The sequence below is a fragment of the Variovorax sp. KBS0712 genome (genome assembly GCF_006323185.2).
GTDB classification, from domain to species: Bacteria; Pseudomonadota; Gammaproteobacteria; order Burkholderiales; family Burkholderiaceae_C; genus Variovorax; species Variovorax boronicumulans.
In genome coordinates this window covers 272070-296949 of sequence record NZ_VCCD02000003.1, presented here as the reverse complement: position 1 = coordinate 296949, position 24880 = coordinate 272070, and the positions used below count along the sequence as shown (strand labels likewise).

Here is a 24880-nt window from a genome sequence, read left to right as displayed (position 1 = left end):
CGGCCGCGAATGCAGAGCGTGCCCTGGTGCGCAGGGCACTGGGTGCTCCCCGCAGCGAAATCAAGGAGGAGGCCGCAGGCCGGGGGACATTCGCGGAGGGGAGTACCCGGTGTCCTGTGCACGCGCCCCGAACAACGAAACAAGAAGAACAACATGAGCACTCCCTCCGAAGCCCTCGCCCCGATCACAATACCGCGCACGATGCACTTCGACCGCGAACGCTGGCTCACCGGCGCCGCCGTGCTGCTCGTCGTGCTGCTGCTCGTCGTGATCGTCGCGCTCCCCGTCGGCGCGCTCGTCGGCCAGAGCTTCTACGACCGCGCAGGCAGCTTCGTCGGCCTGACCAACTTCGCGCGCTACCTCGAGAGCCCCGCACTCGTGCAGTCGGCCTTCAACAGCGTGCTGCTCGCGGTGATCAGCGCCGTGCTGTGCACCGCCATCGCCTACGTGTACGCCTACGGCCTCACGCTCTCATGCATGCCCGCCAAGGGCCTGCTGCGCGCCGTGGCGCTCATGCCGCTGCTCGCGCCCTCGCTGCTGCCGGCCATCAGCCTGATCTACCTGTTCGGCAACCAGGGCCTGTTCAAGGGGCTGCTGGGCGACCTGTCGATCTACGGCCCGCTGGGCATCGTGCTCGGCTCGGTGTTCTGGACGCTGCCGCACGCGCTGCTGATCCTCACCACCGCCATGGCCACGTCCGACGGGCGTTTGTACGAAGCCGCGCAGACCCTGGGCGCCTCGCGCTGGCGCATCTTCCGCACCGTCACGTTGCCGTCGTCGCGCTACGGCCTCATCGTGGCCGCGATGGTCGTGTTCGTGCTGGTCATCACCGACTTCGGCGTGCCCAAGGTCGTGGGCGGCCAGACCGGCGTGCTCGCGACCGACATCTACAAGCAGGTGGTCGGCCAGCAGAACTTCCAGATGGGCGCGGTGGTCGGCCTCGTGCTGCTGATTCCGGCCGTGCTGTCGTTCCTCGTCGAGCGGCGCGTGCGCCGCAAGCAGGCCGCGGCGCTGTCGGCGCGCGCCACGCCCTACCAGCCCGAGCCGGTGAAATCGCGCGACCGCGCACTGCTCGTGTTCTGCACGCTCACCGCCATCGCCATCGTCGTGATGATCGGCATGGCCGTGTTCGCCTCGCTCGCCAGCTACTGGCCCTACAAGCTCACACCCTCGCTGAAGAACTACGATTTCAGCAACATGGACGGCGGCGGCTGGGGCAGCTACGGCAACTCGCTGCGCCTGGCGCTGTGCGCGGCCGTGGCAGGCGCGCTCGCCACCTTCGTGTCGGCCTACTTCGTGGAGAAGCCGCGCCACTTCGGCCTGCTGCGCGAGCTGCTGAACCTGCTGGCCAACCTGCCGCTCGCCGTGCCGGGGCTCGTGCTCGGCGTGGGCTACATCTTCTTCTTCAACTCGGCGGCGAACCCGCTGCACGGCCTGTACGGCGGCATGGCGATCCTCGTGATCTGTACCGTGGCGCACTTCTTCTCGGTGGCGCACCTCACCTCGCTCACCGCGCTGCGCCAGCTCGACCGCGAGTACGAGCTGGTGTCCGAGTCGATGGGCGTGCCGTTCTGGCGCACGCTGTGGCGCGTGCACCTGCCGGTGGCGCTGCCCACGGTGCTCAACGTGGCCGGCTACTTCTTCGTCAACGCGATGACCACCGTGTCGGCCGTCGTGTTCCTCTACTCGCCGCAGACCACGCTGGCCGCCATCGCCGTGCTCAACATGGACGATGCCGGCGACGTGGCACCTGCCGCCGCCATGGCCTCGCTCATCATGCTCACGGCCGCCGTCGGCCGCGGCCTGTTCGCGCTGGCCGGGTACTGGGCGCTGAAGCGCACGCAAGCCTGGAGACAACGTTGATGAACCCCAGCATGTCCGTCGACAGCTTCGATGTGATCGTGGTCGGCGCCGGCATCGTCGGCCTGGCCCATGCCTACACCGCCGCGCAGCGCGGCCTGCGCGTGTGCGTGGTCGAACGCGATGCTGCGTGCCTGGGCGCCTCGATCCGCAACTTCGGCTTCATCACCGTCACCGGCCAGGCGCCGGGCGACATGTGGCGCCGCGCCATGCATTCACGCGACGTGTGGCAGGCCATCGCGCCGCAGGCCGGCATCGACATCGTGCACCGCCACCTCTGGCTCGCGGCGTACCGGCCCGAGGCGCATGCCGTGCTCGAAGCCTTCCTGCGCACGCCGATGGCCGAGGCCTGCGCGCTCATCGACGCCGCCGACGCGCAGGAGCGCGCGCCCGGCCTCAACCTGGCGCAGGCGCGCTCGGTGCTGTTCAGCCCGCACGAGTTGCGCGTCGAGTCGCGCACCGCCGTCGGTCTGCTCGCGCGCTGGCTGGCCGAGGTGCACGGTGTCGTGTTCCGCTTCGGCGAAACCGTGCACGAGGTCGAAACCCCGCGCGTGCGCACCTCGCGCGGCACCCTGCGCGGCGAGCGCGTGGTGGTCTGCACCAACACCGAGCTGCACGGCTTGTTCGCCGGCCGCATCGCCGCGCACGACCTCACGCTGTGCCGCCTGCAGATGCTGCGCGTGCAGCCCGAGGCGGGTTTTCGCCTGCCAGGCGCGGTCATGACCGACCTGAGCCTGGTCCGCTACGAGGGCTACAGCAGCTTGCCCGAAGCGGTGGCGCTGCGCGAGCGGCTGATGCAGGAAGAGCGCGCCTCGCTCGACCACGGCATCCACCTCATCGTGGTGCAGAGCGCCGACGGCTCGCTGGTGGTCGGGGATTCGCACCACTACGGCGACGCGCCCGAACCCTTCGCCATCGAGGCGGTCGACCAGCTCATCCTGCGCCACCTGCACAGCACGCTCGACCTCGAGACCGCGCAGGTCACCGAACGCTGGACCGGCGTGTACCCGTCGTCCAAGACCACGCCCTGCGTGATCGACGCGCCCGACGACGCCACGCGCGTGGTGCTGGTCACCAGCGGCAGCGGCGCGAGCACGGGCTTTGGCATTGCCGCCGACGTGTTCGACGCGTGGTGAGCGTCGCCCCTTTTCTTCATCCTTTTTCTTTTTCCCTCGCCATGAACGCCCACTCCCATGCCAGGCTGCAGGCCGTCGTCTTCGACTGGGCCGGCACCATCCTCGACTTCGGTTCCTGCGCGCCCATGGGCGCCTTCGTGAAGCTGTTCGCACAGTTCGGCATCGACATCACCATCGACGAGGCGCGCGCCCCGATGGGCATGGCCAAGTGGGACCACATCAAGGCCCTGGGCACGCAGCCGCGCATCGCCGCGCAGTGGGCAGCGAAGCACGGCCATGCCTTCAGCGACGCCGACGTCGACCGCCTGTACGAGGTGTTCACGCCCATGAACGCGGCCAGCGTGCGCGACCACACCGACTTCATTCCGGGCGCGATCGAGGCCGTCAACGCGGCGCGCGAGCGCGGCCTGAAGATCGGCTCCACCACCGGCTACAACCGCCCGATCATGGACGTCGTGACGCCCATCGCCGCGGCCGGCGGCTATGCGCCCGACAACCTCGTGTGCGCGGGCGACCTCGCGGCGGGGCGTCCGTCGCCGCTCATGATGTACCGCTGCTTCGCCGACCTCGGCGTGTGGCCGCCGCACGCCGTCGTCAAGGTCGACGACACCGGCGTGGGCCTGCAGGAAGGCCTCAACGCCGGCACCTGGGCCGTCGGCGTGTCGGTCAGCGGCAACGTCAACGGCTTGACGCTGGCCGAGTGGCAGGCGCTCGACGCCGACAGCCAGCAGGCCCGCCGCGCCCGCGCCACCGCCGAGCTGCAGGCCGCCGGCGCGCACTACGTGATCGACAGCGTGGCCGACCTGCCGAACGTGCTGGAAGACATCGAGCGCCGCCTGCAGGCCGGCGAGCGGCCGGCGGCCGTGCGCTGACGAAGAAAAAAGTCCGCTTCACCGACGCCGGCTGGCGCCGCCGTCCGACTTGACGCACCGGGGTGCAGGCCTAGGATGCCTTGCATCATGCGAAGTCGCGTCGTGATCCTTCTTCTCTGCCTGGGCACGGCACTGCTGGCCGCGGGCTGCGACGGCAAGCGCAAGCCGGGTGGCATTCCGATGCCCAAGGCTGCCTGGTCGTCGAGCGTCGTGGTGACGGCACCTGCGCCGTTCGTGGGCTGAGGCTGCCGGCGCGTCCAGCGCACCGGCCGCGGCGAACGTCTCAGGACGGGACGTACGCCAGCACTTCATCGCCCGCCGCATCGAATTCGCCCGTGGGCTTCCAGCCCAGGTGCCGGTAGAACCCGTGCGAGCGCACCTGCGGGTCGGGCGAACAGCCCAGGAAGAGCCGCTGGAAGCCCAACCCCTTGAACTCTTCGACCATCAGTGCGAGCAACGCCTTGCCGATGCCCTGGCCTTCGTACGCAGGCAGCAGCGCCAGCACGCTGATCTCGCCGGTGTCGCGCTCGCCGAAGCAATAGCCCGCCAGCTCGCCGTCGACGAGCGCAACGTAGCCGGGCAGGGAGCCGTCGGCGATGCCGGCTTGCCAGCTCTCCAGGGTGATGCCGAGCGCCTCGAGCTCGGCGACGGAGAAGGCGTTCTCTCGCGTGCGGCCGCGCAGGTCGAGGCACGCGGGCGTGTCTTCGGGAATGGCTTGTCTGTAGGTGATGGGCATGCGTCGGGTGCTCGAGGGCACGCGCAGCAGGGGGCGCGGCCTTCCGCGAGAATGACACACGACGTGCGCCACCCGATGCACGCGTGGAGACAAGAAGAATGAAGACGACCCCAGAGACAACCATCGTCCACCAGCCCGACTCGCGCTACGCCATGGTGCGCCTGGCGCTCACGCTGCTGGTCATGACGGTCGGCAGCAGCGGCATGTACGTGGTGTCGGTCATGCTGCCCGCCGTGCAGGCCGAGTTCGGCGTGGCGCGCGCCGATGCCTCCATGCCCTACACGCTGCTCATGCTGGGCTTCGGTTTCGGCGGCGTGCTCATGGGCAAGCTGGCCGACCGCATCGGCGTGATGAAGCCGTTGCTGATGGGCTCGGTCTTCCTGGCCGCCGGCTACATCGCCACGGGCCTGTCGGAAGGCATCGTGTCCTTCACCGTGGCGCAGGCGCTGCTGGTCGGCCTGCTCGGCAGCTCGGTGGCCTTTGCGCCGCTGGTGGCCGACACCTCGCTGTGGTTCGTCAAGCGGCGCGGCATCGCGGTGGCGGTGTGCGCCAGCGGCAACTACCTCGCAGGCGCGGTGTGGCCGCCCATCGCGCAGCACTTCGTCGAGCAGGTGGGCTGGCGCCAGACCTACATCGGCATGGGCATCTTCTGCGGCGTGACGATGGCGCTGCTGGCGCTGTTCTTTCGCGCGCGCCCGCCGGCACTGGCCGAAGTGGCGCCGGTGTCGCACGCCTCGGGCGGCAGCACCCTGGTGCGCGACATGACGCGGCCCTTCGGCCTGAGCATGGGCACGGCGCAGGGCCTGCTGTGCGTGGCGGGCGTGGCCTGCTGCGTGGCGATGGCGATGCCGCAGGTGCACATCGTGGCCTACTGCGGCGACCTGGGCTACGGCCCGGCGCAGGGCGCGATGATGCTGTCGCTGATGCTGGGCTTCGGCATCGTGAGCCGGCTGGTGTCGGGCGCCATCTGCGACCGCATCGGCGGGCTGCGCACGCTGATGCTGGGCGGCGTGCTGCAGTGCGTGGCGCTGCTGCTGTTTTTGCCCTTCGACGGGCTGGTGCCGCTGTACGTGATCTCGGCGTTGTTCGGCCTGTTCCAGGGCGGCATCGTGCCCTCGTACGCGATCATCGTGCGCGAGCACTTCCCGCCCAAGGAAGCCGGCGCGCGCGTGGGCACGGTGCTGATGTTCACGCTGTTCGGCATGGCGCTGGGCGGCTGGATGTCAGGCAAGGTGTTCGACCTGACGGGCAGCTACCACGCGGCCTTCCTGAACGGCATCGGCTGGAACCTGGTGAACGTGAGCATCGCGGCGTTCCTGCTGTTCAGGGTGCGCCGGATGCGACGGGGTGGGGTGGCGGTGGCGGCCTGAGGCCGTGAAAGATCGCGCCGCCTAGCTTTCGCACCACGTGATCGATTCGGGCCGCGCGCCGTTGCGGTCGCGGAAATCGACGAGGGCCTGAAGGCACTGTGCAAGATCGATGCACCACGCGCGCGGGTACTCGTCGACCTGTCCGTTGCCCAGCGTGAAGACTTCCACGCCCGGCCGGTGCGTGTCGCCCACCGACCTGAAGCCGCTGTCGCCCGGTTCCCGCAGGTACATGAGCCAGGCGCTCTCGCCGTTGCGCAGCATGCACATCGAAGGGCCGTCCGGCACGCTGACCCACAACTCGAACCGGGAGGTCGACTGCATCAGATCGAGCGCACGGGCCCACGGGCCCGGCGCCGAAATGTCCAGCAAACGATCGTCGAGCGTCATCTGAATCACGTGCGGCATCTCGTGTCTTGCGTCCGGACGGGCGTTCCTAATTCATCGTCGGCTGCTGCGGCGGCGACGTGATGAAGAACCGGATCGGCACCTCGCGCCACACCACCGTGCCGTCATCCGGCGTCGGCTTGAAGCGCCATGTGCGGACGGTCTCGACGGCCGAGCGGTCCAGCCGTGCGTGGCCGCTCGATTCCTTCACCTCGACGCTCGCGGGCAGGCCGGCCGGCGTGGTGCGCACGCGAAGCAGCACCATGCCTTGCTCCCCGTTCATCCGCGATTCGGCGGGGTAGGGCGCGTTCGGGTTGGGGGGCTGCGGCGACCATTCGCCGGGCGCCGGCGGCGGCGGTGCCGCGCAGGCGGCGAGCAGCGCGGCGGTGGTGGCGCCCGCCAGGAGCGCGTGTCGGGGAGCGTGGCGTGGTGTCTTCATCGGTGTTCCGCAATCCTTCGAAAGGAGGCCCCGCGCATTGTGACCCGGGCGCGTTCGCCGCCTTCGCGCCCGGTACGTAGTTCCCCTCGCGCCCGCGTCAGATTCCGATCAGCTTGCAAAAAGAGCATCGATCCGTCCGGAACTTCCCTCCGGACGGAGACACGCCCGCACCGGTTTTGCTCGGTCGCGGGCGCATTCGAATCACATCACTCCGTGAGCGTATGAATGAAAAATAGAAACCTTGTCAGAGGTCTGTTCCTCATGGCGATCGCGCTGGCCTTCGGCCTGACCGCGCTGCGCTATCCCATCGGCGATTTCAGCCGGGCGGGGCCGGGCCTGTTCCCCGTGATGGTGAGCAGCCTGCTGCTGCTGATCGGCGTGGCCACGGTGGTCCGGTCGTTCGTGGTGGCGCCGGTGACGCTGGACCTGAACTTCAAGAACATCGGACTCATCCTGTCGAGCCTGTGCGGGTTCGCGCTGATCTCGATGTACGTGAACATGATCGCGGGCATCGTCTTCATGGTGTTCTGTTCGGCCTTCGCGGGCAGTTCCAACTCGTGGCTGCGCAACGTGAAGATCTCGGCGGGCCTGATCGCCATGGCGCTGGCGCTGCAGAAGCTGCTCGGTCTGAACCTGCCGCTTTTCTGAGGCCACGACCATGACGGAAGTTTTGAACAACCTGGCGTTCGGTTTCTCGCACGCCCTGACACTGCACAACCTGATGTACTGCGCCATCGGCTGCACGGTGGGCACGCTGGTCGGCCTGCTGCCGGGCCTGGGGCCGCTGGCCACCATCAGCCTGCTGCTGCCGCTGACGTACTCGATTCCCACCACCGGCGCGCTGATCATGCTGGCCGGCATCTACTACGGTGCGCAGTACGGCGACAGCGTGAGCGCGATCACGATGAAGATCCCGCACGCCAGCAGCATCGTGGCCTGCATCGACGGCTACGCGATGACGCTCAAGGGCAAGACGGGCCTGGCGCTGTTCACGGCGGGCTTCTCCAGCTTCATCGGCGGCACGGTCGCGATCCTGGTGCTGTCGTTCCTGGCGCCGACGCTGGGCGAGGTGGCCTTCCTGTTCGGCCCGGCCGACTACGTCGCGATGATGCTGGTGGGCTTCGTGTGCGTGAGCTTCGTGACCACGGGCAGCCTGCTGAACGGGCTGGCGATGTGCATGATCGGCGTGCTGCTGGGCACCATCGGCACCGACGTGAACAGCGGCATGGCGCGCTTCACGATGGACATGCCGTTCCTGACCGACGGCGTGGGCATCGTGAGCATTGCGTTGGGCTGCTTCGGCATCGCCGAGATCACCAAGAACCTCGACTCGCGCGAGGAGCGCTCGCCCTTCAACGGCAAGATCAACCTCATCCCGACCTGGGCGGAGTTCAAGCGGATCATTCCGAGCGCCTTGCGCGGCAGCGTGGTCGGCTCCATCCTGGGCATCCTGCCCGGCGGCGGCCCGACCATTGCGCAGTTCGCGGCGTACGCGCTGGACAAGAAGGTCAGCAAGTACAAGCACGAGATCGGCACCGGCTGCATCGAGGGCGTGGCCGGCCAGGCGGCGGCCGACGAAGCGGCGGCGCGCACGAGCTTCATTCCGCTCATGAGCATCGGCATTCCCGAGAACGCGGTCATGGCGCTGATGCTGGCGGCCTTCATCATCAAGGGCATCCAGCCGGGCCCGAACATGATCGCCAGCCACCCCGAGCTGTTCTGGGGCCTGGTGGCCAGCATGTGGATCGGCAACGTGTTCCTGCTGGTGCTGAACGTGCCGCTGGTGCGCTACTGGCTCTCGGTGTTCAAGATCCCGTACAGCGTGCTGTTCCCGTCGATTTTGTTCTTCTGCTGCATCGGCACCTACAGCGTGAACAACAACCTGCAGGACGTGTTCATCACCGCCGCGTTCGGCTTCATGGGCTACATGTTCATGCGGCTGGAGCTCGACGCCGCACCGCTCATGCTGGGCTTCATCCTCGGGCCGATGCTCGAGGAGAACTTCCGCCGCGCGATGCTGCTGAGTCGTGGCGGCTTCGGCACCTTCGTGTCGCGGCCCATCAGCGGCACGCTGCTGGGGCTGATCGCGGTCTTCGTGGTGTGGCAGCTGGTGGCGTTCGTGCTGCAGGCGCGCAAGAAGAACGGGGCGCCGGCGCCGGTCGCGCTGGAACCGCAGGAGTAGCTCGACAGGCCCGAACAACGCCCGCCCCTTCGGCGGGCGTTGTCGTTTCAGCTCGCTTGTGCCACCAGCCGTCCGAGCGTCTGCAAGGCCTGCTCGCTGTGCGCGTCCCACGCGTGGCCGTAGTTCAGCCGCAAGCAGTTCGAGAACGCGCGCGTGGCCGAGAAGATCGGCCCGGGCGCCACGCTGATGCCACGCTCCAGCGCCTGGCGATGGATCTCCAGCGCATCCACCTGCGGCGGCAGCTCGACCCACAGGAAGTACCCGCCCAGCGGCCGCGTGGCGCGCGTGCCCACCGGGAAGTAGTGCCCCACGGCCTGCGTGAAGCTGGCCTGCTGCATCGCCAGCGTCTGGCGCAGCTTGCGCAGGTGCTTGTCGAAGCCGCCCTTCTCGAGGTAGTCGGCCAGCGCCAGTTGCGCGGGCACCGAGGTGCTGAGCGTGGTCGTGAGCTTCTGGCGCGCCACCTTGCGCGCGAAGCGCCCGGCCGAGGCCCAGCCGATGCGGTAGCCGGGTGCGAGGCTTTTCGAGAACGACGAGCAGTGCAGCACCAGCCCCTGCGTGTCGAAGGCCTTGGCCGGCGGCGGGCGGCGCTCGCCGAAGTAGAGCTCGGCGTACACGTCGTCCTCGATCAGCGGCAGTTCGTGCCGCGCGAGCAGTTCGACCAGCGCCTTCTTCTTCGCGTCGGGCATGAGGCTGCCCAGCGGGTTCTGGAAAGTGGTCATGAGCCAGCAGGCGGTGGGCTTGTGCGCGGCGATGGCCTGCGCCAGCGCGTCGAGGTCGATGCCTTCGCCCGGGTGCGTCGGCACCTCGATGGCGCGCAGGCCCATGCGTTCGAGTGCCTGCAGCGCGGCATAGAAGGTGGGCGACTCGACGATCACCGCGTCGCCCGGCCGCGTGACGGCCGAGAGGCACAGGTTGAGCGCTTCGAGCGCGCCGTTGGTGACGACGATCTCCTCGGCCGGCACCGGCAGGCCGTCGGCCAGGTAGCGCAGCGCGATCTGCCGGCGCAGCGCCGCGCTGCCGGGCGTGAGGTCGTCCACGGTGCGCCACGGGTCGAGCGCCTTGGCGCTGGCCGCCATGAACTGGCCCAGCCGCGCCAGCGGAAACAGCAGCGGGCTCGGAAAGGCCGAGCCGAAGGGCACGACCTGGCGCGACATGCTGGCTTCGAGGATGTCGAACACCTGGTCGCTCACCTCGAGCGCGCGCGGGCCTTCGGCGGGGCGCGAGGTGAGGGTGGTCTCGGGCGGCGCGTCGCGCAGGCCGCCGCCGGCCACGTAGTAGCCCGAGCGGTCGCGCGCGCGCACCAGCCCGCGCGCCTCCAGCAGGTAGTAGGCTTGGAACACGGTGGAGGCGCTCACGCCGCGGCTGCTGCCCGTGTGGCGCACGGAGGGCAGGCGGTCGCCGGTCTTGAGGGTGCCGTTGCGGATCGAGGCCTCGATGTCCGAGGCCAGGGCTTCATAACGCTTCATCGATGGGCCGTTGTCATTCGCGGGGACTCTAATCTGATATGGTGAATCGAGCTGGATCTGCATCTGTTTTTTTTGACCCGTTTGCGCGACAGTGGACCCATGTTCAATCTGATGCGCGCGGTGCGCGCCGTACTCTGGAGCTTCATCGGGCTGGGCGGCCGCCGGGCCGACGCCGACAAGCGGACCGCCCAGCTGGGCATCCTGCCGCTGATCGGCGTGGGGCTGTGCATGGCCCTGCTGCTGATCGCGGGCCTGCTGGCCCTGGCGCATTTCGCGGCAGGCACGTGATGAAGGCCGTGCTCCAACGGGCCGCGCTGGCCCTGGCGCTGCTGTTGCCGCTTGCCCCGGTTGCGGCGCAGGCCGCCACCACCACCGTGCCCGACACCATCGAGCAGCGCGTGGCCGCCTGCATCGCCTGCCATGGGCGCGAGGGCGCCACCACCAACGCCGGTTTCTTCCCGCGCCTGGCGGGCAAGCCGGCGGGCTACCTGTTCAACCAGCTCGTGAGTTTTCGCGACGGGCGCCGCTTCAACAGCGACATGACCTACATGGTCCAGCACCTGTCGGACGACTACCTGCGCGAGATGGCCGAGTACTTCGCCAACCTGTCGCTGCCGTACGCGGCGGTCTCGCCGCAGAGCGACGCTTCGCCCGAGCAGCTGCGCCGTGGCCGCCAGCTGGCGCTCGAGGGCGATGCCGCGCGCCAGATCCCGGCCTGCGTGCAGTGCCACGGCGCCGCGCTCACGGGCGTGCAGCCGGCCATTCCGGGCCTGCTGGGCCTGCCGCGGCTGTATGTGTCGTCGCAGCTGGGCGCCTGGCTCACCAAGGAGCGCCATGCGCCCGCGCCCGACTGCATGGCGCAGATCGGCCAGCGCATGACCACCGCCGACATCAACGCCGTGGCCAGCTGGCTGGCCGTGCAGCCGATGCCGGCCGACACCCGCCCGGTGGCCTCGCTGCCCGCGCCGCTGCCCGTCACCTGCGGCGGCATGCCCACCGCGGCGAAACCCTGAGAACCCGATGACCGCGCGATTGAGACATTTCGGCTGGGCCCTGCTGGGCCTGGTCACCCTGGCGGCCGTGTTGGCCGGCGTCGTGCTGGCGCTGAACCTGCGCGGCGAAGACCCGCTGCCCGAAGGCGCCGAAGCCTTCGAGGCCACGCCGCAGCTGGTCGAGCGCGGGCGCTACCTCGCGCTGGCGGGCAACTGCGCCGGCTGCCACACCACGCGTGGCGGCCAGCCCTATGCGGGCGGCGTGCCGCTCGAAACGCCGTTCGGCACCATCTACGCGACCAACCTCACACCCGATGCGACGCACGGCATCGGCGGCTGGAGCAGCGCGCATTTCTGGCGCGCCATGCACAACGGCCGCAGCAAGGACGGGCGCCTGCTGTACCCGGCCTTCCCGTACCCGAACTTCACGCAGGTCACGCGCGAAGACTCCGACGCCCTGTACGCCTACCTGCGCAGCGTGGCGCCCGCCGCCACGGAAAACAAGGCGCACCGCCTGCGCTTCCCGTACGACACGCAGGCCGCGCTCGCGGTGTGGCGCGCGCTCTCGTTCAAGCCGCAGCCTTTCGTGGCGAACGCGAACAAGCCGGCCGAATGGAACCGCGGTGCCTACCTCGTGGGTGGGCTGGGCCACTGCATCGCCTGCCACGGCAGCCGCAACTCGCTGGGCGCGACCGAAACCAAGCTCGGGCTCTCGGGCGGCCTGATCGCGGTGGAGAACTGGTATGCGCCCTCGCTGGCCGATCCGCACGAAGCTGGCGTGGCCGACTGGCCCGCGGCCGATGTCGTGGCGCTGCTCAAGTCGGGCACCTCCCCGCGGGGCTCGGTGATGGGCCCGATGGCCGACGTCGTGTTCCGCAGCACGCAGTACCTGAGCGACGCCGACCTGGGCGCGATGGCGATCTACCTGAAGGACCTGCCCGAGGCCGTGAAGAAGGACGCACCCGAAGCAACCAAGGCCCCGGCCGCGCCGGTGCGGCGCGACGCCGGCGCGATGGTGCGCGGCGCGAAGATCTACGACCAGCGCTGCGCCTACTGCCACGGCGACCAGGGCCAGGGCGCGGCCGGCGCCTACCCGCCGCTCGCGGGCAACCGCGCGGTGACGATGGCGCGGCCCACCAACCTGATCCAGGTGGTTGCGCACGGCGGCTTCCTGCCCGCGACGGCCGGCAACCCGCGCCCCTACGGCATGCCGCCGTTCGGGCACGCGCTCGACGCCACCGAGGTGGCCGAGGTGCTCACCTACATCCGCGGGTCGTGGGGCAACAACGCCGCGCCGGTCACGCAGCTGGACACCATGCGTCGCTGACGCGCACGGCGCACCGCTTTTTCAGGCGGTGTGTGGATGCCGCGCGCTGTCGTACAGCGTGCGCGCCAGGTCGCGGTGCGTGGCCAGCAGCGGCGCCAGCTCGAAGCCCGTGAAGCGCCCGTCGCGGATGCGGACCACGCCGTCGATCACGCTCAGCGCCGCCGCCACCGGTGTGCAGAACACCAGCGCCGCGACCGGGTCGTGCCAGGCGCCCGCGTGGTCCACGCCGCGCATGTCGAAGGCCACGAGGTCGGCCGACATGCCCGGCGCCAGCGCGCCGATGTCGTCGCGCCCGAGCACGCGCGCGCCACCGACCGTGGCGATCTCCAGCGCCTCGCGCGCCGTCATGGCGGCGGGGCCGTAGCCCACGCGCTGCAGCAGCATGGCCTGGCGTGCCTCGCCCAGCATGTGCGCGCCGTCGTTCGACGCGCTGCCGTCCACGCCCAGGCCCACGGGCACGCCCGCGCGCCGCATGGCCCCGATGGGCGCGATGCCCGAGGCCAGCCGCATGTTCGAGCACGGGCAGTGCGCCACGCCGGTGCCGGTGCGCCCGAAGAGCGCGATGCCGGCGTCGTCGAGCTTCACGCAGTGCGCGTGCCACACGTCGTGGCCGACCCAGCCCAGGTCTTCGGCGTACTCGGCCGGCGTCATGCCGAACTTCTCGCGCGAGTAGGCCACGTCGTTGTCGTTCTCGGCCAGGTGCGTGTGCAGCGACACGCCGCGTTCGCGCGCCAGCTCGGCCGACAGCCGCATCAGGTCGCGCGACACCGAGAACGGCGAGCAGGGCGCCAGCACGATGCGGCGCATCGAATGGCGCGCGGGGTTGTGCCAGCGGTCGATGAGCCGTTCGCTGTCGCGCAGGATCGCGGCCTCGGTCTCCACCACCTCGTCGGGCGGCAGGCCGCCGGCGCTGCGGCCCACGCTCATGCTGCCGCGCGCCGCATGAAAGCGCATGCCCATGGCGTCGGCCGCCTCGATCGAGTCGTCGAGCCGCGAGCCGTTGGGGAACAGGTAGAGGTGGTCGCTGGTGGTGGTGCAGCCCGAGCGCATCAGCTCGGTCATGGCGGTCTGCGTCGACACGCGGATCATCTCGGGCGTGAGCCGCGCCCACAGCAGGTACAGGTTGGTGAGCCAGCCGAAAAGCTCGGCGTCCTGCGCCTCGGGCACGGCGCGCGTGAGGCTCTGGTACATGTGGTGGTGCGTGTTCACCAGCCCGGGCATCACGACATGGCCGTGCATGTCCATGGCCTCGGCCTGGCCGCTGCGCAGCGCGTCGAGGTAGGGCGCCGGCAGCTCGGCCGTGGCGCCCACCCAGGCGACGGCGGGGCCGTCCATCACCACGGCGCCGTCGGCGATCTCGCGCCGGGCGGCGTCCATGGTGACGAGCACGTCGGCGTGGCGCACGATCAGCAGCGGCGGGCGCTGCGGTGAAGAGGACGAAGGGTTCTGGAAAGTCATTCGGTACCGTGCGAAGTGCGCGCCGCCATCGCGAAGGAGCGTTCCTTCGACAGCACGCCGTTGTAGAAAAGATTGAGCAGCACCGCGGCCAGCGTGCCCAGCACGATGCCGCTGTGCGTCAGCGGATGGGTCCAGGCGGGGAAGTGCTGGAAGAAGTTCGGCGACAGCGTGGGCACCAGGCCCAGCCCGATGGAGATGGCGATCACGTACAGCGCGTGGCGGTTCTGCGCATAGTCGATCGCGCCCAGGATGCGCACGCCCGTGGCCGCCACCATGCCGAACATCACGATGCCCGCGCCGCCGAGCACGAACTGCGGCACCGAGGCCACGATGTGCGCGATCTTCGGAAAGAGTGCGAGCGCGATCAGCATCAGGCCACCGCCCGCCGCTACGTAGCGCGAGCGCACGCCCGTCACCGTGACCAGCCCCACGTTCTGCGAGAACGAGGTGTACGGAAAGGTGTTGAACACGCCGCCGATGACGGTGCCCAGCCCGTCGGCGCGCAGCCCGCGCGTGAGCGCGTCGGTCGTCACCTTGCGGCCGGTGATCTCGCCCAGCGCGAGGAACATGCCGGTCGATTCGACCAGCGTGATGAGCATCACGATGCACATCGAGGCGATGGCCGTGAGCTCGAAGCGCGGCATGCCGAAGTGGAAGGGCGTGGTCACGGCCATCCAGCTGGCTTCCTCGAGCCCGTCGAAGTGCATGCGCCCGAGCGCCAGCGACAGGCCCACGCCGAACACGATGCCCAGCAGCACCGCGATGTTGGCGATGAGGCCCTTGCCGAAGCGCGTGATCGCGATGATCACCGCCAGCACCGCCGCGGCAATCGCCAGGTTCACCGGCTCGCCGTAGGCCGGGTTGGCCACCGCGTGCGCCACGCCGTCGACCATGCGGGTCGCGGTGGGCTGGCCGCCCGCGGCCCAGTTGATGGCCACGCCCATGAGCGACACGCCGATCAGCGTGATGACCGTGCCCGTGACCAGCGGCGGAAACACGCCCAGCACGCGCCCCATGAGCGGCGCGACGAGCATGCCGAACACGCCCGCCACGATGGTCGCGCCGTAGATGGCGGGCAGCCCGAGCGAGGGGTCCATGCCGATGGCGATCATCGGCCCGACGGCCGCGAAGGTCACGCCCATCATCACCGGCATGCGGATGCCGAAGCGCCAGAAGCCGATGGCCTGCACCAGCGTGGCGATGCCGGCGGCAAACAGGTCGGCGTTGATGAGGAAGGCGATGTCGGCCTTCGAGAGGCCGAGCGCGCCGCCCACGATGAGCGGCACGGCCACCGTGCCCGCGTACATCACGAGCACGTGCTGCAGGCTCAGTGCGCCGCAGCGGGCGAGCGGAAGCTTCTGGTCGACCCCTTCGCCGTCTCCTGCGGGGGTCTTTTTATCGTTCGAGAACATGGGAACCTTTCCTGCCGATGAACCGGCGCGGCAGTCTAGGAGCGATGTCTTTGCACATGCAAAGTCAATAAATGACGTGCCCTGTGCACAAAAAGTGGACGGTCATCCAGGGTGCATGTCAGGGCGCCAGCAGGTCGTCCAGGCAGGCCACGACATGGTTCGCGAACAGCTCGGCCGCGGCGCTCGGCGCCTGCGCGGCGCGGGTCTCGAGCGTGAGCGTCTGGGCGCGCAGCGTGGTGTCGCGCAGCGGCACGAAGACGAGGGTGCCGTCGTTGCGCTCCTCGTCCACGTCCAGGCGATTGAGCAGCGTGATGCCGCCGCCGTCGCGCACCAGCCGGCGCATCAGCGCGGTGGACGTGGTCTCGACCACCGGCGACACGCGGATGGCCGAGCGCTCGAAGGCGGCGTCGAGGATCGGTCGGATCGACAGCGAAGGCGCGGGCAGGATCAGCGGGTAGCCCACGCACTCGGCCAGCAGCGCGGTCGCATGCGCCGTGAGCGGATGGCCCGGCGGCACCACCGCGCCGATCGGCCACTCGCTGCTGAACAGCGTGCGAAAGCCGGCCGTGCCGGGCACGTCGTAGGCCAGCGCCAGGTCGGCATCGCCTTCGGCCACGCTGCGCAGCACGGCCGCGATGGGCAGGCCCAGCAGTTTCAGCTGGATGCCCGGGTGCGCGGCGCGAAAGCGCTGCACCACGGCCGGCAGGAAGGCGTCGGCCAGGCCGGCGGTGGTGGCCAGCGTGACCTCGCCCTGGCGCAGGCCGCGCACGTCCTCGATGCGCTGGCGCACCAGGTCGAACTCGCGCAGCGTGCCGCGCGCATGCGCCAGCACGATCTCGCCCACGGGCGTGAGCTTGAGCGTGTTGTGGATGCGCTCGAACAGCGGCGCGCCCAGTTCTTCCTCGAGGTTGAGGATCTGGCGGTTGACGGCCGTGGGCACCACGTGCAGCTGCTCGGCCGCCTTGCGGATCGAGCCCGCGCGAACCACTTCGACGAAGTACCGGATGACCTTGGCGTGCATGAATTCCCCCGCGCCGCTGGCGGGCGCGGGGGGATCATGCCTACGTCTTCAGAGGTCGGGCAAGCCCATCGCCGGATCGCTGACCGTGTGCTTGCCGGTTTCCACGCGGCCGGCGAAGCGGCGGTAGAAGGCCGGGTCGCTGTCGCAGGTGACGGCGAAGTCGTACCACTGGCCGCTGGCGGCGAGTTCCCAGTGCTGCTCGGCCTGGGCCCCGCCATTCACCGTCGCGTTCCACGGGCCGTCGTCGCGGTAGGCCTTGGCGCGCACCGTGAACTTGCACCGGGCCTTGCCGTCGTTGCGCATCTGCAGGTAGACGTTGCCGTTGGCGATGTCGTAGCAGACACGCACCTCGGGCGCGGCCACGCCGCCGGCGCGCAGGCGGTTGAGGTCGCCCTTGAAGTGGCGGTGGTAGCCGTTGGGGCCGAGCACCCACAGGTCGTAGAAGCCGCTGTTGTCGATCGCAGCGGTCCAGCTGTCGTCGAGCGTCTTGCCGGCCTCGACCATGTAGCGACGCGGCAGGCGGTCGAGATTGAGCTTGTCGTACACGTGGAACACGGCCGCGGCCTTGCCGGTGTTCGAGAAGATCAGCTTCACAGTGCCGGCGAGGGTGTCGGCCTTGGCGCTCGTGTGCAGCTCGTAGGGCAGGGCGCGCGATGGGCGCGTGCCGGTGGCCTGGCGCGGCAGCTGCGGATCGGTCGGCAGCGGCACCAGCGGCAACGCCTGCTGGTCGTTGCGCACCTTGTCGGCGTCCGTCCTGCTCAGTTTGCCCGCGAGAGTGGGCAGGGCCTCGGTGTTCGGCGTGGCGAAGTTGAAGGCGCTCGTGAGGTCGCCGCACACCGCGCGTCGGAACGGCGAGATGTTGGGCTCCTTCACGCCGAAGCGCGTTTCGAGGAAGCGCAGCACCGAGGTGTGGTCGAAGGCCTGCGAGCTGACCCAGCCGCCGCGGCTCCAGGGCGAGATCACGTACAGCGGCACGCGCGGGCCGGGGCCGAAGACGCGGTTGTCGGGCTTCGGCTGCGAGGTGCTGCCGTCGGGTGCCGGCTGCGTGAAGTACTCGGGCTTCAGGGCGTCGGCGGCGAGCGTGGTCTTGCCGGCCGGCGTCTTGTCGGGATTGAGCGAGGGCGCCGACGGCGAGGGCATGTGGTCGAAGTAGCCGTCGTTCTCGTCGAAGTTGACCAGCAGCACGGTCTTGCTCCAGACCTCGGGCACGGCGGTGAGCGCATCGAGGATTTCCTGGAGGAACCATGCGCCCTGCACCGGGCTGGACGGGCCCGGGTGCTCGCAGTAGGCCGAGGGCGCGTTGATCCAGCTCACCTGCGGCAGGCGGCCGGCTTTGATGTCGCGCCGGAACGCGTCCAGGTAGTCCTCGGGCTTGTCGCCGGGCAGCGTGTTGGCGATGCCCTTGTACAGCGGGTTGCCCGGGTTGTCGCTGGCCGCGTCGTAGGCGTGGAAGGGAAGCTTCTGGCCCGTGTCGGAAAACGGCGCCTTGTAGTAGCCGCTGGTCACCGGGTAGGGCGACGCGCGGTTGGCGCGGCGGAACTGGCGGAACGCGCCCAGCATGTTGTCGCCCCATTCGTCGGGCATGTTCTGGTAGCAGATCCAGCTCACGCCGGCGTCTTCGAGGCGCTCGGCGTAGGTCTTCCACGTGTAGCCGGTGTCGACCTTGCTGGGGGTGGCGTCCAGCCAGTCCCACTCGTTGCTGACGAAGGCCACGTTCTGCGCGGTCGGGCCGTTGGTGCCGGTGATGTGGAACGAGCGGTTCGCGTCGGTGCCGGTGTGCATCGCGCAGTGGTACGCGTCGCACAGCGTGAAGGCATCGGCCAGCGCGAACTGGAACGGGATCTCGGCCTGCTTGTGGTAGCCCATGGCCTTGGGCGTCTTGTAGCGCGCCCATTCGTTCATGCGGCCGCCGCCCCAGGCCTGCTGGCTGTCGTCCCAGTCGTGCGGCGTGCCGCCGTCGCGCTGCGCGTTGCCCTTGCGGCTGTCGAAGTGGTACGGCAGCACCACGTTGCCGTTGGCATCGCTTTGCTGCCACACGTTGAGGCCCTTGGGCAGCGGAATGGGGAAGCGGTCGCCGAAGCCACGCACGCCGGCGAGCGTGCCGAAGTAGTGGTCGAACGAACGGTTCTCCTGCATCAGGATCACGACGTGCTCGACGTCCTTGATCGTGCCGGTCTTGTTGTTGGCCGGAATGGCCAGTGCGCGCCGGATGCTCGGCGGGAAGGCCGAGAGCGCGAGCGCGGCGGCACCGGTGGTGGCGGTGCCGGTGAGGAAGTGGCGGCGGGAGGTCATGGTGTCACCCTGGCCTCAGGCGGCGGCCGTGCCCATGGCCGGGTCGCTCACCGAATGCCGGCCGGTTTCCACGCGGCCCGCGAAGCGCCGGTAGTAGCTGGTGTCGGCGTCGCAGGTCACTTCGAAGTCGTACCAGGCGCCGCTCGCGGCCAGGTCCCAGTGCTGCTCGGCCGAGGTGCCGCCGGCCACGGTCGCGGTCCACGGGCCGTCGGTGCGGTAGGCTCGGGGGCGCACGGTGAACTTGCAGGCGTTGCGACCGCCGTTGAGCATCTGCAGGTAGACATTGCCGTTGGCGATGTCGTAGCACACGCGCACTTCGGGGTTGGGCGCATCGCCGGCGCGCAGGCTGTTCAGGTCACCGCGGAAATGGCGGTGGAAGCCGTTGGGGCCGAGCACCCACAGGTCGTAGAAGCCCGTGTTGTCGAGCATCGCGTTCCAGGTGTCGTCCAGCGTCTTGCCGGCCTCGACCATGTAGCGGCGCGGCAGGCGTTCCAGGTTGAGCTTGTCGTACACATGGAACACGGCGGCGGCCTTGCCGGTGTTGGCGAACAGCAGCCGCACCTTGCCGCTGGTGGCGTCGTTGCGCGCGCTCACGTGCAGTTCGTAGGGCAGGGCGCGCGAAGGGCGCGTGCCGGCGGCCTGGCGCGGCAGCTGCGGTGTGGAGGGCATCGGGACCTGCGCCTGGGCTTCCTGCGCCGCGCGCTTGTCGTTCGCCTGCGTGCGACTCGTGCGGCCGGCCAGCGTCGGCAGCACTTCGTTGTTGGGCGTGGCGAAGTTGAAGGCGCTCGTCAGGTCGCCGCACACCGCGCGACGGAACGGCGAGATGTTCGGCTCCTTCACGCCGAAGCGCGCCTCGATGAAGCGGATCACCGAGGTGTGGTCGAAGGCCTGCGAGTTCACCCAGCCGCCGCGGCTCCAGGGCGAGATCACGTACATCGGCACGCGCACGCCGGGGCCGTAGACGCGGCCGTCGGGCGCGGGCTGCTTGGTGGTGCCCGGCGGCTTGGGGTGCGTGAAGCGTTCGAAGGCGATGTCGGCCTCGGGCAGCGTCGTCTTGCCGGCGGGCGAGCCGTCGGGGTTGAGCGAGGGCGCGGCGGGCGACGGGTAGTGGTCGAAGTAGCCGTCGTTCTCGTCGAAGTTGATGAGCAGCACGGTCTTGCTCCACACCTCGGGCACGGCGGTGAGGGCATCGAGCGTTTCCTGGATGTACCAGCCGCCTTCCACCGGGCTCGACGGTCCGGGGTGCTCCGAGTAGGTGGCGGGCGCGATGATCCACGACACCTGCGGCAGCTTGCCGTTCTTCACGTCGTTGCGGAAGGCGTTCAGGTACTCGTCCACGTTGGCCCCGGGCATCGTGTTGGCGATGCCCTTGTACAGCGGGTTGCCGGCGTCGTCGCTGGCCGGGTCGTAGGCCGGCACCGGGCCGGTGTTCTTGATCGGCTTGCCCGAGGCCTCGCTGGCCTGGCGGTACTGCTTGAAGCCGACCAGCGGGTTGTCGCCGAAGTTGTCGCGCATGTTTTCATACACGATCCAGCTGACGCCGGCGGCCTGCAGGCGCTCGGGGAAGGTCTTCCACTCGTAGCCGGTGGTCGAGGGCGGCGTGTAGCTGTCGTCCCACTCGTTGGTGACCGAGGCCACGTTCGCACCCGTGGGGCCGTTGGTGCCGGTCCAGTGGAACATGCGGTTCGAGTTGGTGCCCGTGTGCATGCTGCAGTGGTAGCCGTCGCACAGCGTGAAGGCGTTGGCCAGCGCGAACTGGTACGGCAGCTCGGCCTGCTCGAGGTAGCCCATGGCCTGGGTGTACGGCGCGGTGCCGGTCTTCTTGTACCTGACCCACTGGTACGCACGGCCGCCGTCCCAGGCGTTCTGGCCGTCGTTCCAGTCGTGCGGCGTGCCGGCCACGCGCTGCGCGTTGCCCTTGGTCTGGTCCAGGTGGTAGGGCAGCACGGGCGCGCCCGTCTCGTCGGCCTGCTGCCACACGTTGCGACCGCCCGGCAGCGGAATGGTGAAGCGATCGCCGAAACCACGCACGCCCATGAGCGTGCCGAAGTAGTGGTCGAACGAACGGTTTTCCTGCATCAGGATGACGATGTGCTCGACGTCCTTGATGGTGCCGGTCTTGTTGTTGGCGGGAATGGCCAGTGCGCGGCGGATGCTCGGCGGGAAGGCCGAGAGGGCGAGGGCGGCCGCGCCGGTGGTGGCGGTGCCCGTGAGGAATTTGCGGCGTGAATTCATGGTCTTGTCGTGGGATGTCATGACGTCGCGGGTCACGGTGCGCAGCGCATTTCGGGCTTCACGCCGGGCTCGGGTTGGGGCTGCGGTTGCGGCGTGATGACGGGCGGAATGCCGCCGCCGCCGTTGTCGCTGCCGCCGCAGGCGGACAGCGTGCAGGCCAGGAGGAAGGCGGCCAGCAGGCGCGCGGGGAGGGAAGCTTGAAGCAGCATGGGGTGATCCTCTCTTGGTGATGTCGTGGAGATCGGGGTGATCGGAGTAATCAAGGCGCCAGTGCCGACAGCGGCTGGCCCGAGGTGTAGATGGCCGTGAGTTCTTCGGCGGTGAGCGCGCGGTTCCAGATCGCGAAGTCGTTGAAGTCCATCGCGCCGCGTGGCGAAGCCGACCAGCGCTGGTAGTACAGGCCGGTGGCGTCTTCGTTCAGGGCGATGCCCTTGCCCAGGCCGCCGAGTGCGGCGACCAGCGCATTCGAGAGCGCGACGCTGCCGGTCTGCGTGCCCTTCACGGGGTCGAACACATAGCCGCTCATGTTCTTGCCGGCCTTGTCGACGACCATCGCGACGTAGGCCCAGCGGCCCGCGCTCAGGAAGTGCTTGCCCTTGATCTCGCCGCGGCCGCTGCCGGTGCCGGTGTTGAAGCGCAGCTCGCAGTTGCTGAACAGGCCGAGCGCCAGGCCGGCGTTGTCGCCGGTGTCGTAGTTCTTGTTGGCGATGACCGAGGCGCCGTTGCTCACGCCCTGGCTGCAGGTGGCGTCGGTGCGCAGCCAGAAGCCGAAGGTGAAGGCGGCCACGGCGGGCGACGTGGTCACGTCGCGCGTCTGCAGCAGCTTGTAGCCGGCCATGCCGCTCGCGTTCTTGATGCGGCTGTCCACGCGCAGCGCCTGCACGCGGTAGGGCGGCAGGAAGTTGTCGTCGGCCACGAGCGAACCGCCATCGGCATCCGCGGCCATGGGCACGAGCGTCGCGGTCGCGTTGAGGTCCAGCGCGGGCAGCGCGTCGAGCGGGAAGAGGTTGACCAGGCCCACCTTCACGTAGGCGATCTGCGCGGAGACCGAGACGTTGGCGCCACCGGCCGCGACCGTGTACTGGAACGCGTAGAGGCCGTCGGTCGCGGCCTTGACGGGGTCGGTGTAGCGTGTGGCACCGGCCGGCAGCGTGGCGATGGGCTTGCCGTCGCGCAGCACCTGCACCGGGCCGCCGAGGTCGCCCGCGAGCGTCCACGAGAGTTCGATGCTGCTGCGGTCGGCGCTGGTGCGGGCCGCGAGCTGCTGCACGGCGGTGGTGGCCTGCAGGGCCTGGCCGTTGAGGTTGTAGGCCGCGGTCGCGGGCAGTGCGCCAAGGTGGCGCAGCACCGTGGGCGCGATGTCGGTCGCGGCGGCCGACTGGCGCAGCGCGGTGTCGTCGGCCGGCGAGGTGGCGCCGACGGCGGGCAGCGCGGGCAGGGTCTTGTTGCTGGCGATGAAGACGGTCTTGTTGTCGACGTCCTTCAGGCTGGTGACGCCGCCGAAGGCATCGAGGCCGTGGCCGGTCGTGAGGATCACGAGCCAGTCTTCCTTCGCGTCGTTGGCCGTGCGTTGCGCGATGCGCGCGAGCAGCTGGCCGACGGCCGTTGCGGTGTCGGAGACGGCGCGCTGGTAGCTGTCGCTGCGCAGGCCGTTGGCGGCCGCGGCGGCGGGCGCGCTGTACTGCGCCACGAGCAGGTCGTAGCCTGCGCCGATGAGGCGCGTGGTGTTGGCGGTCACGCAGGCGTCGGCGCCGGCGCAGTCGACGGCGGTGTCGAGCGTGCCGGTCTCTGCGAGCAGCAGGTTCGGATAGAGCGCGTTGGCGGTGACCGATGCAGTCAGGTAGCCCGCGTCCTTCTTCTGCTTCGCAAAGGCGAAGACCGAGGGCGCGAGCTTGGCGTCGATGCGCTGGTCCGCGGTGTCGGCGCGCACCGCATGGCGCGGCACCCAGGTGCCGGTCAGCAGCGTGGCCCAGCCGGGGCCGTCGGTGGCGGGCTGCTCGCTGAGTGCGCCGTCGGTGCCGCCGGTCCATGCGGGAGCCAGCTGCAGCGATTGCAGCGCGGCCGGCACCTTCTTCTGCGCGATGGCGTCGCGCAGGACGGCATGCGTGAGGCCGTCGATCTCGACGATCAGTGCCTTCGGGCCGCTCTTGCCTTCGTTGGGCGTGCTGCTCGGGGGCGGCGTCGGGGTGCCGCTGATCGGGGGAAAGGCAACGCCACCGCCGCCTCCACCGCCGCAGGCCGCGAGCGCGGCGGAAATCGCAAGGGGCAACAGCCAGCGCGTGAGAGGCGCGGCGTTCGTGAGGGGGTTCGGACGCATCGGAAAAGCCGTTCGGTTCTTGTTGTCTGTCGAAGGAGGTGAAAGGCCGGCGCGAAAAAAAAGTGCCACGAAGGCACTGCGCACCGGACAGGCGACAAGACTAGGGAGAACCCGTTACTTGGCAGTGAACGAGCGATGACAGTGGGACGAAACGCGTGTGACAACGCGCTGGTCTGCGGCTTCGTGGAGACCGCGAAAGAGGGGCTGGGGCGCGTGCACAGGACACCGGGTACTCCCCTCCGCGAATGTCCCCCGGGGCTGCGCCCCTCCTCCTTGATTTCGCTGCGGGGAGCACCCAGTGCCCTGCGCACGAGGCACGTTGCTGGTGTGCGGCCGATCAACGACTGCACTGCCCATCGATCACGTCGATGGGGTGCCTTGCGCAGCGAAATAAAGGGGGAGCCCGAAGGGCGGAGGACATTCGCGGAGCAAGGTGCCCCGTCGGCGTGATCGCGCCCTGAACGGCGTCAGGGCTCGTTGCTGATGCCGCTCGATACATGCCCCGCAGGCACATGCCGCGAGGCTGCGTCGACGTGACCGGTCTGGTCGTCGAAGAAGAAGTCGGGCTCGAACTCGCGCAGGAACTCGCCCTTGGGCAGGCCGCCGAGGAACATCGCTTCGTCGACGCGGATGTTCCACTTCATGAGCGTGCGGATCGCGCGCTCGTGTGCCGGCGCGCTGCGCGCCGTGACCAGTGCGGTGCGGATGCGCATCTGCGCATTGCCCGCCATCTGCAGACGGTGCAAGGCCATCAGCAGCGGCTTGAACGGGCCTTCGGGCAGGGGCAGGTCGGCCTTGCTGAGTTCGTGGGCCTGGAAGGCGTCGAGGCCCTCGGCCTGGAACACGCGCTCGGCCTCGTCGCTGAACAGCACGGCATCACCGTCGAAGGCGATGCGCACTTCGTTCGGCCACGCGTCGCTGGCTTTCACCGATTCGACCAGCACGCGCGCGGCGGGAAAGCCTGCGGCGAGCGCTTCGCGCACGTCTTGCGCGTTGACCGACAGGAACAGGTGCGCGCGCAGCGGGCGCAGGTAACCGAAGGGCGGGCGACCTTGGGTGAACACGCCGCGCTGCAGCTTGATGTCGGCCGCGGCGCTCGACTTGAAGATGCGCATGCCCGACACCGGGTCGTTGCGCGAAAGAATGACCACCTCGACGCGCTGCACGCCGTCTTCGTTGAAGCGCAGCAGCTTGCGGATCAGCGACGACGCGATGCCGGGCGCGGCCGGTTCATCGATGCGGTCGAGCTGCAGCTTCATGTAGCCCTCGTTGTCGCCGGCCTCGAAGATCTTGTTTTCTTCTTCGAGGTTGAACAGGGCCCGCGAGGAGATCGCGACCACGAGTTTGTCTTCGAGCGTTACGGGCATGTGAGGGGCTCCCC

Annotated in this window: 22 protein-coding genes; 10 read left to right on the top strand and 12 right to left on the bottom strand. The window is 69.4% G+C overall.

The features are described from left to right. Positions 1–153 precede the first annotated feature (153 nt). The 4 genes from FFI97_RS26165 to FFI97_RS33695 all read left to right on the top strand — a co-directional run bounded on the left by FFI97_RS26165 (position 154) and on the right by FFI97_RS33695 (position 4111). Positions 154–1863, top strand: coding sequence for a putative 2-aminoethylphosphonate ABC transporter permease subunit (locus FFI97_RS26165; protein WP_139700895.1), 1710 nt, complete (start codon positions 154–156; stop codon positions 1861–1863). Beyond that, on the top strand, positions 1863–2996 hold the full coding sequence (locus FFI97_RS26160) for a TIGR03364 family FAD-dependent oxidoreductase (RefSeq protein ID WP_260685187.1): 1134 nt from the start codon (positions 1863–1865) through the stop codon (positions 2994–2996). The genes FFI97_RS26165 and FFI97_RS26160 overlap by 1 nt, the downstream gene beginning before the upstream one ends. Before the next feature lie 41 nt (positions 2997–3037). Then, entirely contained in the window at positions 3038–3868 is an 831-nt protein-coding gene (gene phnX / locus FFI97_RS26155) for a phosphonoacetaldehyde hydrolase (RefSeq protein WP_139700897.1), read from the top strand. Positions 3869–3955: 87 nt separating this feature from the next. Next, positions 3956–4111, top strand: a complete 156-nt coding sequence (locus FFI97_RS33695) for a hypothetical protein (protein WP_185993742.1) — start codon at positions 3956–3958, stop codon at positions 4109–4111. Between the two features lie 40 nt (positions 4112–4151). Here the strand turns inward: FFI97_RS33695 and FFI97_RS26150 are convergent, their stop codons facing one another. Further along, complete coding sequence (locus FFI97_RS26150; RefSeq protein ID WP_139700900.1) at positions 4152–4604, bottom strand: GNAT family N-acetyltransferase; 453 nt, start codon at positions 4602–4604, stop codon at positions 4152–4154. A gap of 98 nt (positions 4605–4702) precedes the next feature. On the opposite strand from FFI97_RS26150, the gene FFI97_RS26145 reads away from it, so the two are divergent. Beyond that, positions 4703–5974 (top strand): MFS transporter, encoded by a 1272-nt coding sequence (locus FFI97_RS26145; RefSeq protein WP_139700902.1) that lies wholly within the window; start codon positions 4703–4705, stop codon positions 5972–5974. A gap of 21 nt (positions 5975–5995) precedes the next feature. On the opposite strand, the gene FFI97_RS26140 is transcribed toward FFI97_RS26145, so the two are convergent. Together FFI97_RS26140 and FFI97_RS26135 are read right to left on the bottom strand one after the other, a co-directional pair. Then, positions 5996–6379, bottom strand: a complete 384-nt coding sequence (locus FFI97_RS26140; RefSeq protein ID WP_139700903.1) for an Imm1 family immunity protein — start codon at positions 6377–6379, stop codon at positions 5996–5998. A gap of 28 nt (positions 6380–6407) precedes the next feature. Next, entirely contained in the window at positions 6408–6797 is a 390-nt protein-coding gene (locus FFI97_RS26135) for an energy transducer TonB (RefSeq protein WP_139700905.1), read from the bottom strand. A 225-nt stretch (positions 6798–7022) separates the two neighbouring features. On the opposite strand from FFI97_RS26135, the gene FFI97_RS26130 reads away from it, so the two are divergent. Together FFI97_RS26130 and FFI97_RS26125 are read left to right on the top strand one after the other, a co-directional pair. After that, positions 7023–7445 (top strand): tripartite tricarboxylate transporter TctB family protein, encoded by a 423-nt coding sequence (locus FFI97_RS26130; RefSeq protein WP_354345540.1) that lies wholly within the window; start codon positions 7023–7025, stop codon positions 7443–7445. A gap of 10 nt (positions 7446–7455) precedes the next feature. After that, positions 7456–8979 (top strand): tripartite tricarboxylate transporter permease, encoded by a 1524-nt coding sequence (locus tag FFI97_RS26125; RefSeq protein WP_139700907.1) that lies wholly within the window; start codon positions 7456–7458, stop codon positions 8977–8979. Positions 8980–9026: 47 nt separating this feature from the next. Here FFI97_RS26125 and FFI97_RS26120 read toward each other — a convergent pair whose 3' ends face one another. Then, a complete protein-coding gene (locus FFI97_RS26120) occupies positions 9027–10445 on the bottom strand; it encodes a PLP-dependent aminotransferase family protein (RefSeq protein ID WP_139700909.1) in 1419 nt (472 codons plus the stop codon). A gap of 99 nt (positions 10446–10544) precedes the next feature. Between FFI97_RS26120 and FFI97_RS26115 the strand changes: the two genes are divergently transcribed. Genes FFI97_RS26115 through FFI97_RS26105 form a run of 3 tightly spaced genes read left to right on the top strand, consistent with a single transcriptional unit; the run spans position 10545 to position 12764 of the window. Next, entirely contained in the window at positions 10545–10733 is a 189-nt protein-coding gene (locus FFI97_RS26115) for a DUF2970 domain-containing protein (protein WP_056573062.1), read from the top strand. Further along, a complete protein-coding gene (locus FFI97_RS26110) occupies positions 10733–11458 on the top strand; it encodes a c-type cytochrome (protein WP_139700911.1) in 726 nt (241 codons plus the stop codon). The genes FFI97_RS26115 and FFI97_RS26110 overlap by 1 nt, the downstream gene beginning before the upstream one ends. A gap of 7 nt (positions 11459–11465) precedes the next feature. After that, positions 11466–12764, top strand: a complete 1299-nt coding sequence (locus tag FFI97_RS26105; protein WP_139700912.1) for a c-type cytochrome — start codon at positions 11466–11468, stop codon at positions 12762–12764. A 21-nt stretch (positions 12765–12785) separates the two neighbouring features. On the opposite strand, the gene FFI97_RS26100 is transcribed toward FFI97_RS26105, so the two are convergent. The 8 genes from FFI97_RS26100 to FFI97_RS26070 form a co-directional block, all read right to left on the bottom strand. Further along, positions 12786–14222, bottom strand: coding sequence for an 8-oxoguanine deaminase (locus tag FFI97_RS26100; RefSeq protein ID WP_139700914.1), 1437 nt, complete (start codon positions 14220–14222; stop codon positions 12786–12788). Then, complete coding sequence (locus tag FFI97_RS26095) at positions 14219–15634, bottom strand: nucleobase:cation symporter-2 family protein (RefSeq protein WP_139700916.1); 1416 nt, start codon at positions 15632–15634, stop codon at positions 14219–14221. Before FFI97_RS26095 ends, FFI97_RS26100 begins: the two co-directional genes overlap by 4 nt. Before the next feature lie 118 nt (positions 15635–15752). Continuing rightward, positions 15753–16655, bottom strand: a complete 903-nt coding sequence (locus tag FFI97_RS26090; RefSeq protein ID WP_139700918.1) for a LysR substrate-binding domain-containing protein — start codon at positions 16653–16655, stop codon at positions 15753–15755. 48 nt (positions 16656–16703) lie between these two features. Next, positions 16704–18947 (bottom strand): phosphocholine-specific phospholipase C, encoded by a 2244-nt coding sequence (locus tag FFI97_RS26085; protein WP_139700920.1) that lies wholly within the window; start codon positions 18945–18947, stop codon positions 16704–16706. Positions 18948–18962: 15 nt separating this feature from the next. Further along, entirely contained in the window at positions 18963–21182 is a 2220-nt protein-coding gene (locus FFI97_RS26080) for a phosphocholine-specific phospholipase C (protein WP_139701149.1), read from the bottom strand. Positions 21183–21214: 32 nt separating this feature from the next. After that, entirely contained in the window at positions 21215–21391 is a 177-nt protein-coding gene (locus FFI97_RS33690; protein WP_185993741.1) for a hypothetical protein, read from the bottom strand. Between the two features lie 50 nt (positions 21392–21441). Then, positions 21442–23499, bottom strand: a complete 2058-nt coding sequence (locus FFI97_RS26075; RefSeq protein ID WP_139700922.1) for a LamG-like jellyroll fold domain-containing protein — start codon at positions 23497–23499, stop codon at positions 21442–21444. 467 nt (positions 23500–23966) lie between these two features. Next, the gene (locus FFI97_RS26070) at positions 23967–24866 is read right to left on the bottom strand and encodes a 5'-nucleotidase (protein WP_070060017.1); all 900 of its coding nucleotides are present in this window, start codon (positions 24864–24866) and stop codon (positions 23967–23969) included. Between the last annotated feature and the right edge of the window lie 14 nt (positions 24867–24880).

Bases quoted from the DNA above. Each gene is read 5' to 3' on its own strand.
- FFI97_RS26165 (WP_139700895.1), top strand. From the start codon at position 154: ATGAGCACTCCCTCCGAAGCCCTCGCCCCGATCACAATACCGCGCACG.
- FFI97_RS26160 (WP_260685187.1), top strand. From the start codon at position 1,863: ATGAACCCCAGCATGTCCGTCGACAGCTTCGATGTGATCGTGGTCGGC.
- phnX (WP_139700897.1), top strand. From the start codon at position 3,038: ATGAACGCCCACTCCCATGCCAGGCTGCAGGCCGTCGTCTTCGACTGG.
- FFI97_RS33695 (WP_185993742.1), top strand. From the start codon at position 3,956: ATGCGAAGTCGCGTCGTGATCCTTCTTCTCTGCCTGGGCACGGCACTG.
- FFI97_RS26150 (WP_139700900.1), bottom strand. From the start codon at position 4,604: ATGCCCATCACCTACAGACAAGCCATTCCCGAAGACACGCCCGCGTGC.
- FFI97_RS26145 (WP_139700902.1), top strand. From the start codon at position 4,703: ATGAAGACGACCCCAGAGACAACCATCGTCCACCAGCCCGACTCGCGC.
- FFI97_RS26140 (WP_139700903.1), bottom strand. From the start codon at position 6,379: ATGCCGCACGTGATTCAGATGACGCTCGACGATCGTTTGCTGGACATT.
- FFI97_RS26135 (WP_139700905.1), bottom strand. From the start codon at position 6,797: ATGAAGACACCACGCCACGCTCCCCGACACGCGCTCCTGGCGGGCGCC.
- FFI97_RS26130 (WP_354345540.1), top strand. From the start codon at position 7,023: ATGAAAAATAGAAACCTTGTCAGAGGTCTGTTCCTCATGGCGATCGCG.
- FFI97_RS26125 (WP_139700907.1), top strand. From the start codon at position 7,456: ATGACGGAAGTTTTGAACAACCTGGCGTTCGGTTTCTCGCACGCCCTG.
- FFI97_RS26120 (WP_139700909.1), bottom strand. From the start codon at position 10,445: ATGAAGCGTTATGAAGCCCTGGCCTCGGACATCGAGGCCTCGATCCGC.
- FFI97_RS26115 (WP_056573062.1), top strand. From the start codon at position 10,545: ATGTTCAATCTGATGCGCGCGGTGCGCGCCGTACTCTGGAGCTTCATC.
- FFI97_RS26110 (WP_139700911.1), top strand. From the start codon at position 10,733: ATGAAGGCCGTGCTCCAACGGGCCGCGCTGGCCCTGGCGCTGCTGTTG.
- FFI97_RS26105 (WP_139700912.1), top strand. From the start codon at position 11,466: ATGACCGCGCGATTGAGACATTTCGGCTGGGCCCTGCTGGGCCTGGTC.
- FFI97_RS26100 (WP_139700914.1), bottom strand. From the start codon at position 14,222: ATGACTTTCCAGAACCCTTCGTCCTCTTCACCGCAGCGCCCGCCGCTG.
- FFI97_RS26095 (WP_139700916.1), bottom strand. From the start codon at position 15,634: ATGTTCTCGAACGATAAAAAGACCCCCGCAGGAGACGGCGAAGGGGTC.
- FFI97_RS26090 (WP_139700918.1), bottom strand. From the start codon at position 16,655: ATGCACGCCAAGGTCATCCGGTACTTCGTCGAAGTGGTTCGCGCGGGC.
- FFI97_RS26085 (WP_139700920.1), bottom strand. From the start codon at position 18,947: ATGACCTCCCGCCGCCACTTCCTCACCGGCACCGCCACCACCGGTGCC.
- FFI97_RS26080 (WP_139701149.1), bottom strand. From the start codon at position 21,182: ATGAATTCACGCCGCAAATTCCTCACGGGCACCGCCACCACCGGCGCG.
- FFI97_RS33690 (WP_185993741.1), bottom strand. From the start codon at position 21,391: ATGCTGCTTCAAGCTTCCCTCCCCGCGCGCCTGCTGGCCGCCTTCCTC.
- FFI97_RS26075 (WP_139700922.1), bottom strand. From the start codon at position 23,499: ATGCGTCCGAACCCCCTCACGAACGCCGCGCCTCTCACGCGCTGGCTG.
- FFI97_RS26070 (WP_070060017.1), bottom strand. From the start codon at position 24,866: ATGCCCGTAACGCTCGAAGACAAACTCGTGGTCGCGATCTCCTCGCGG.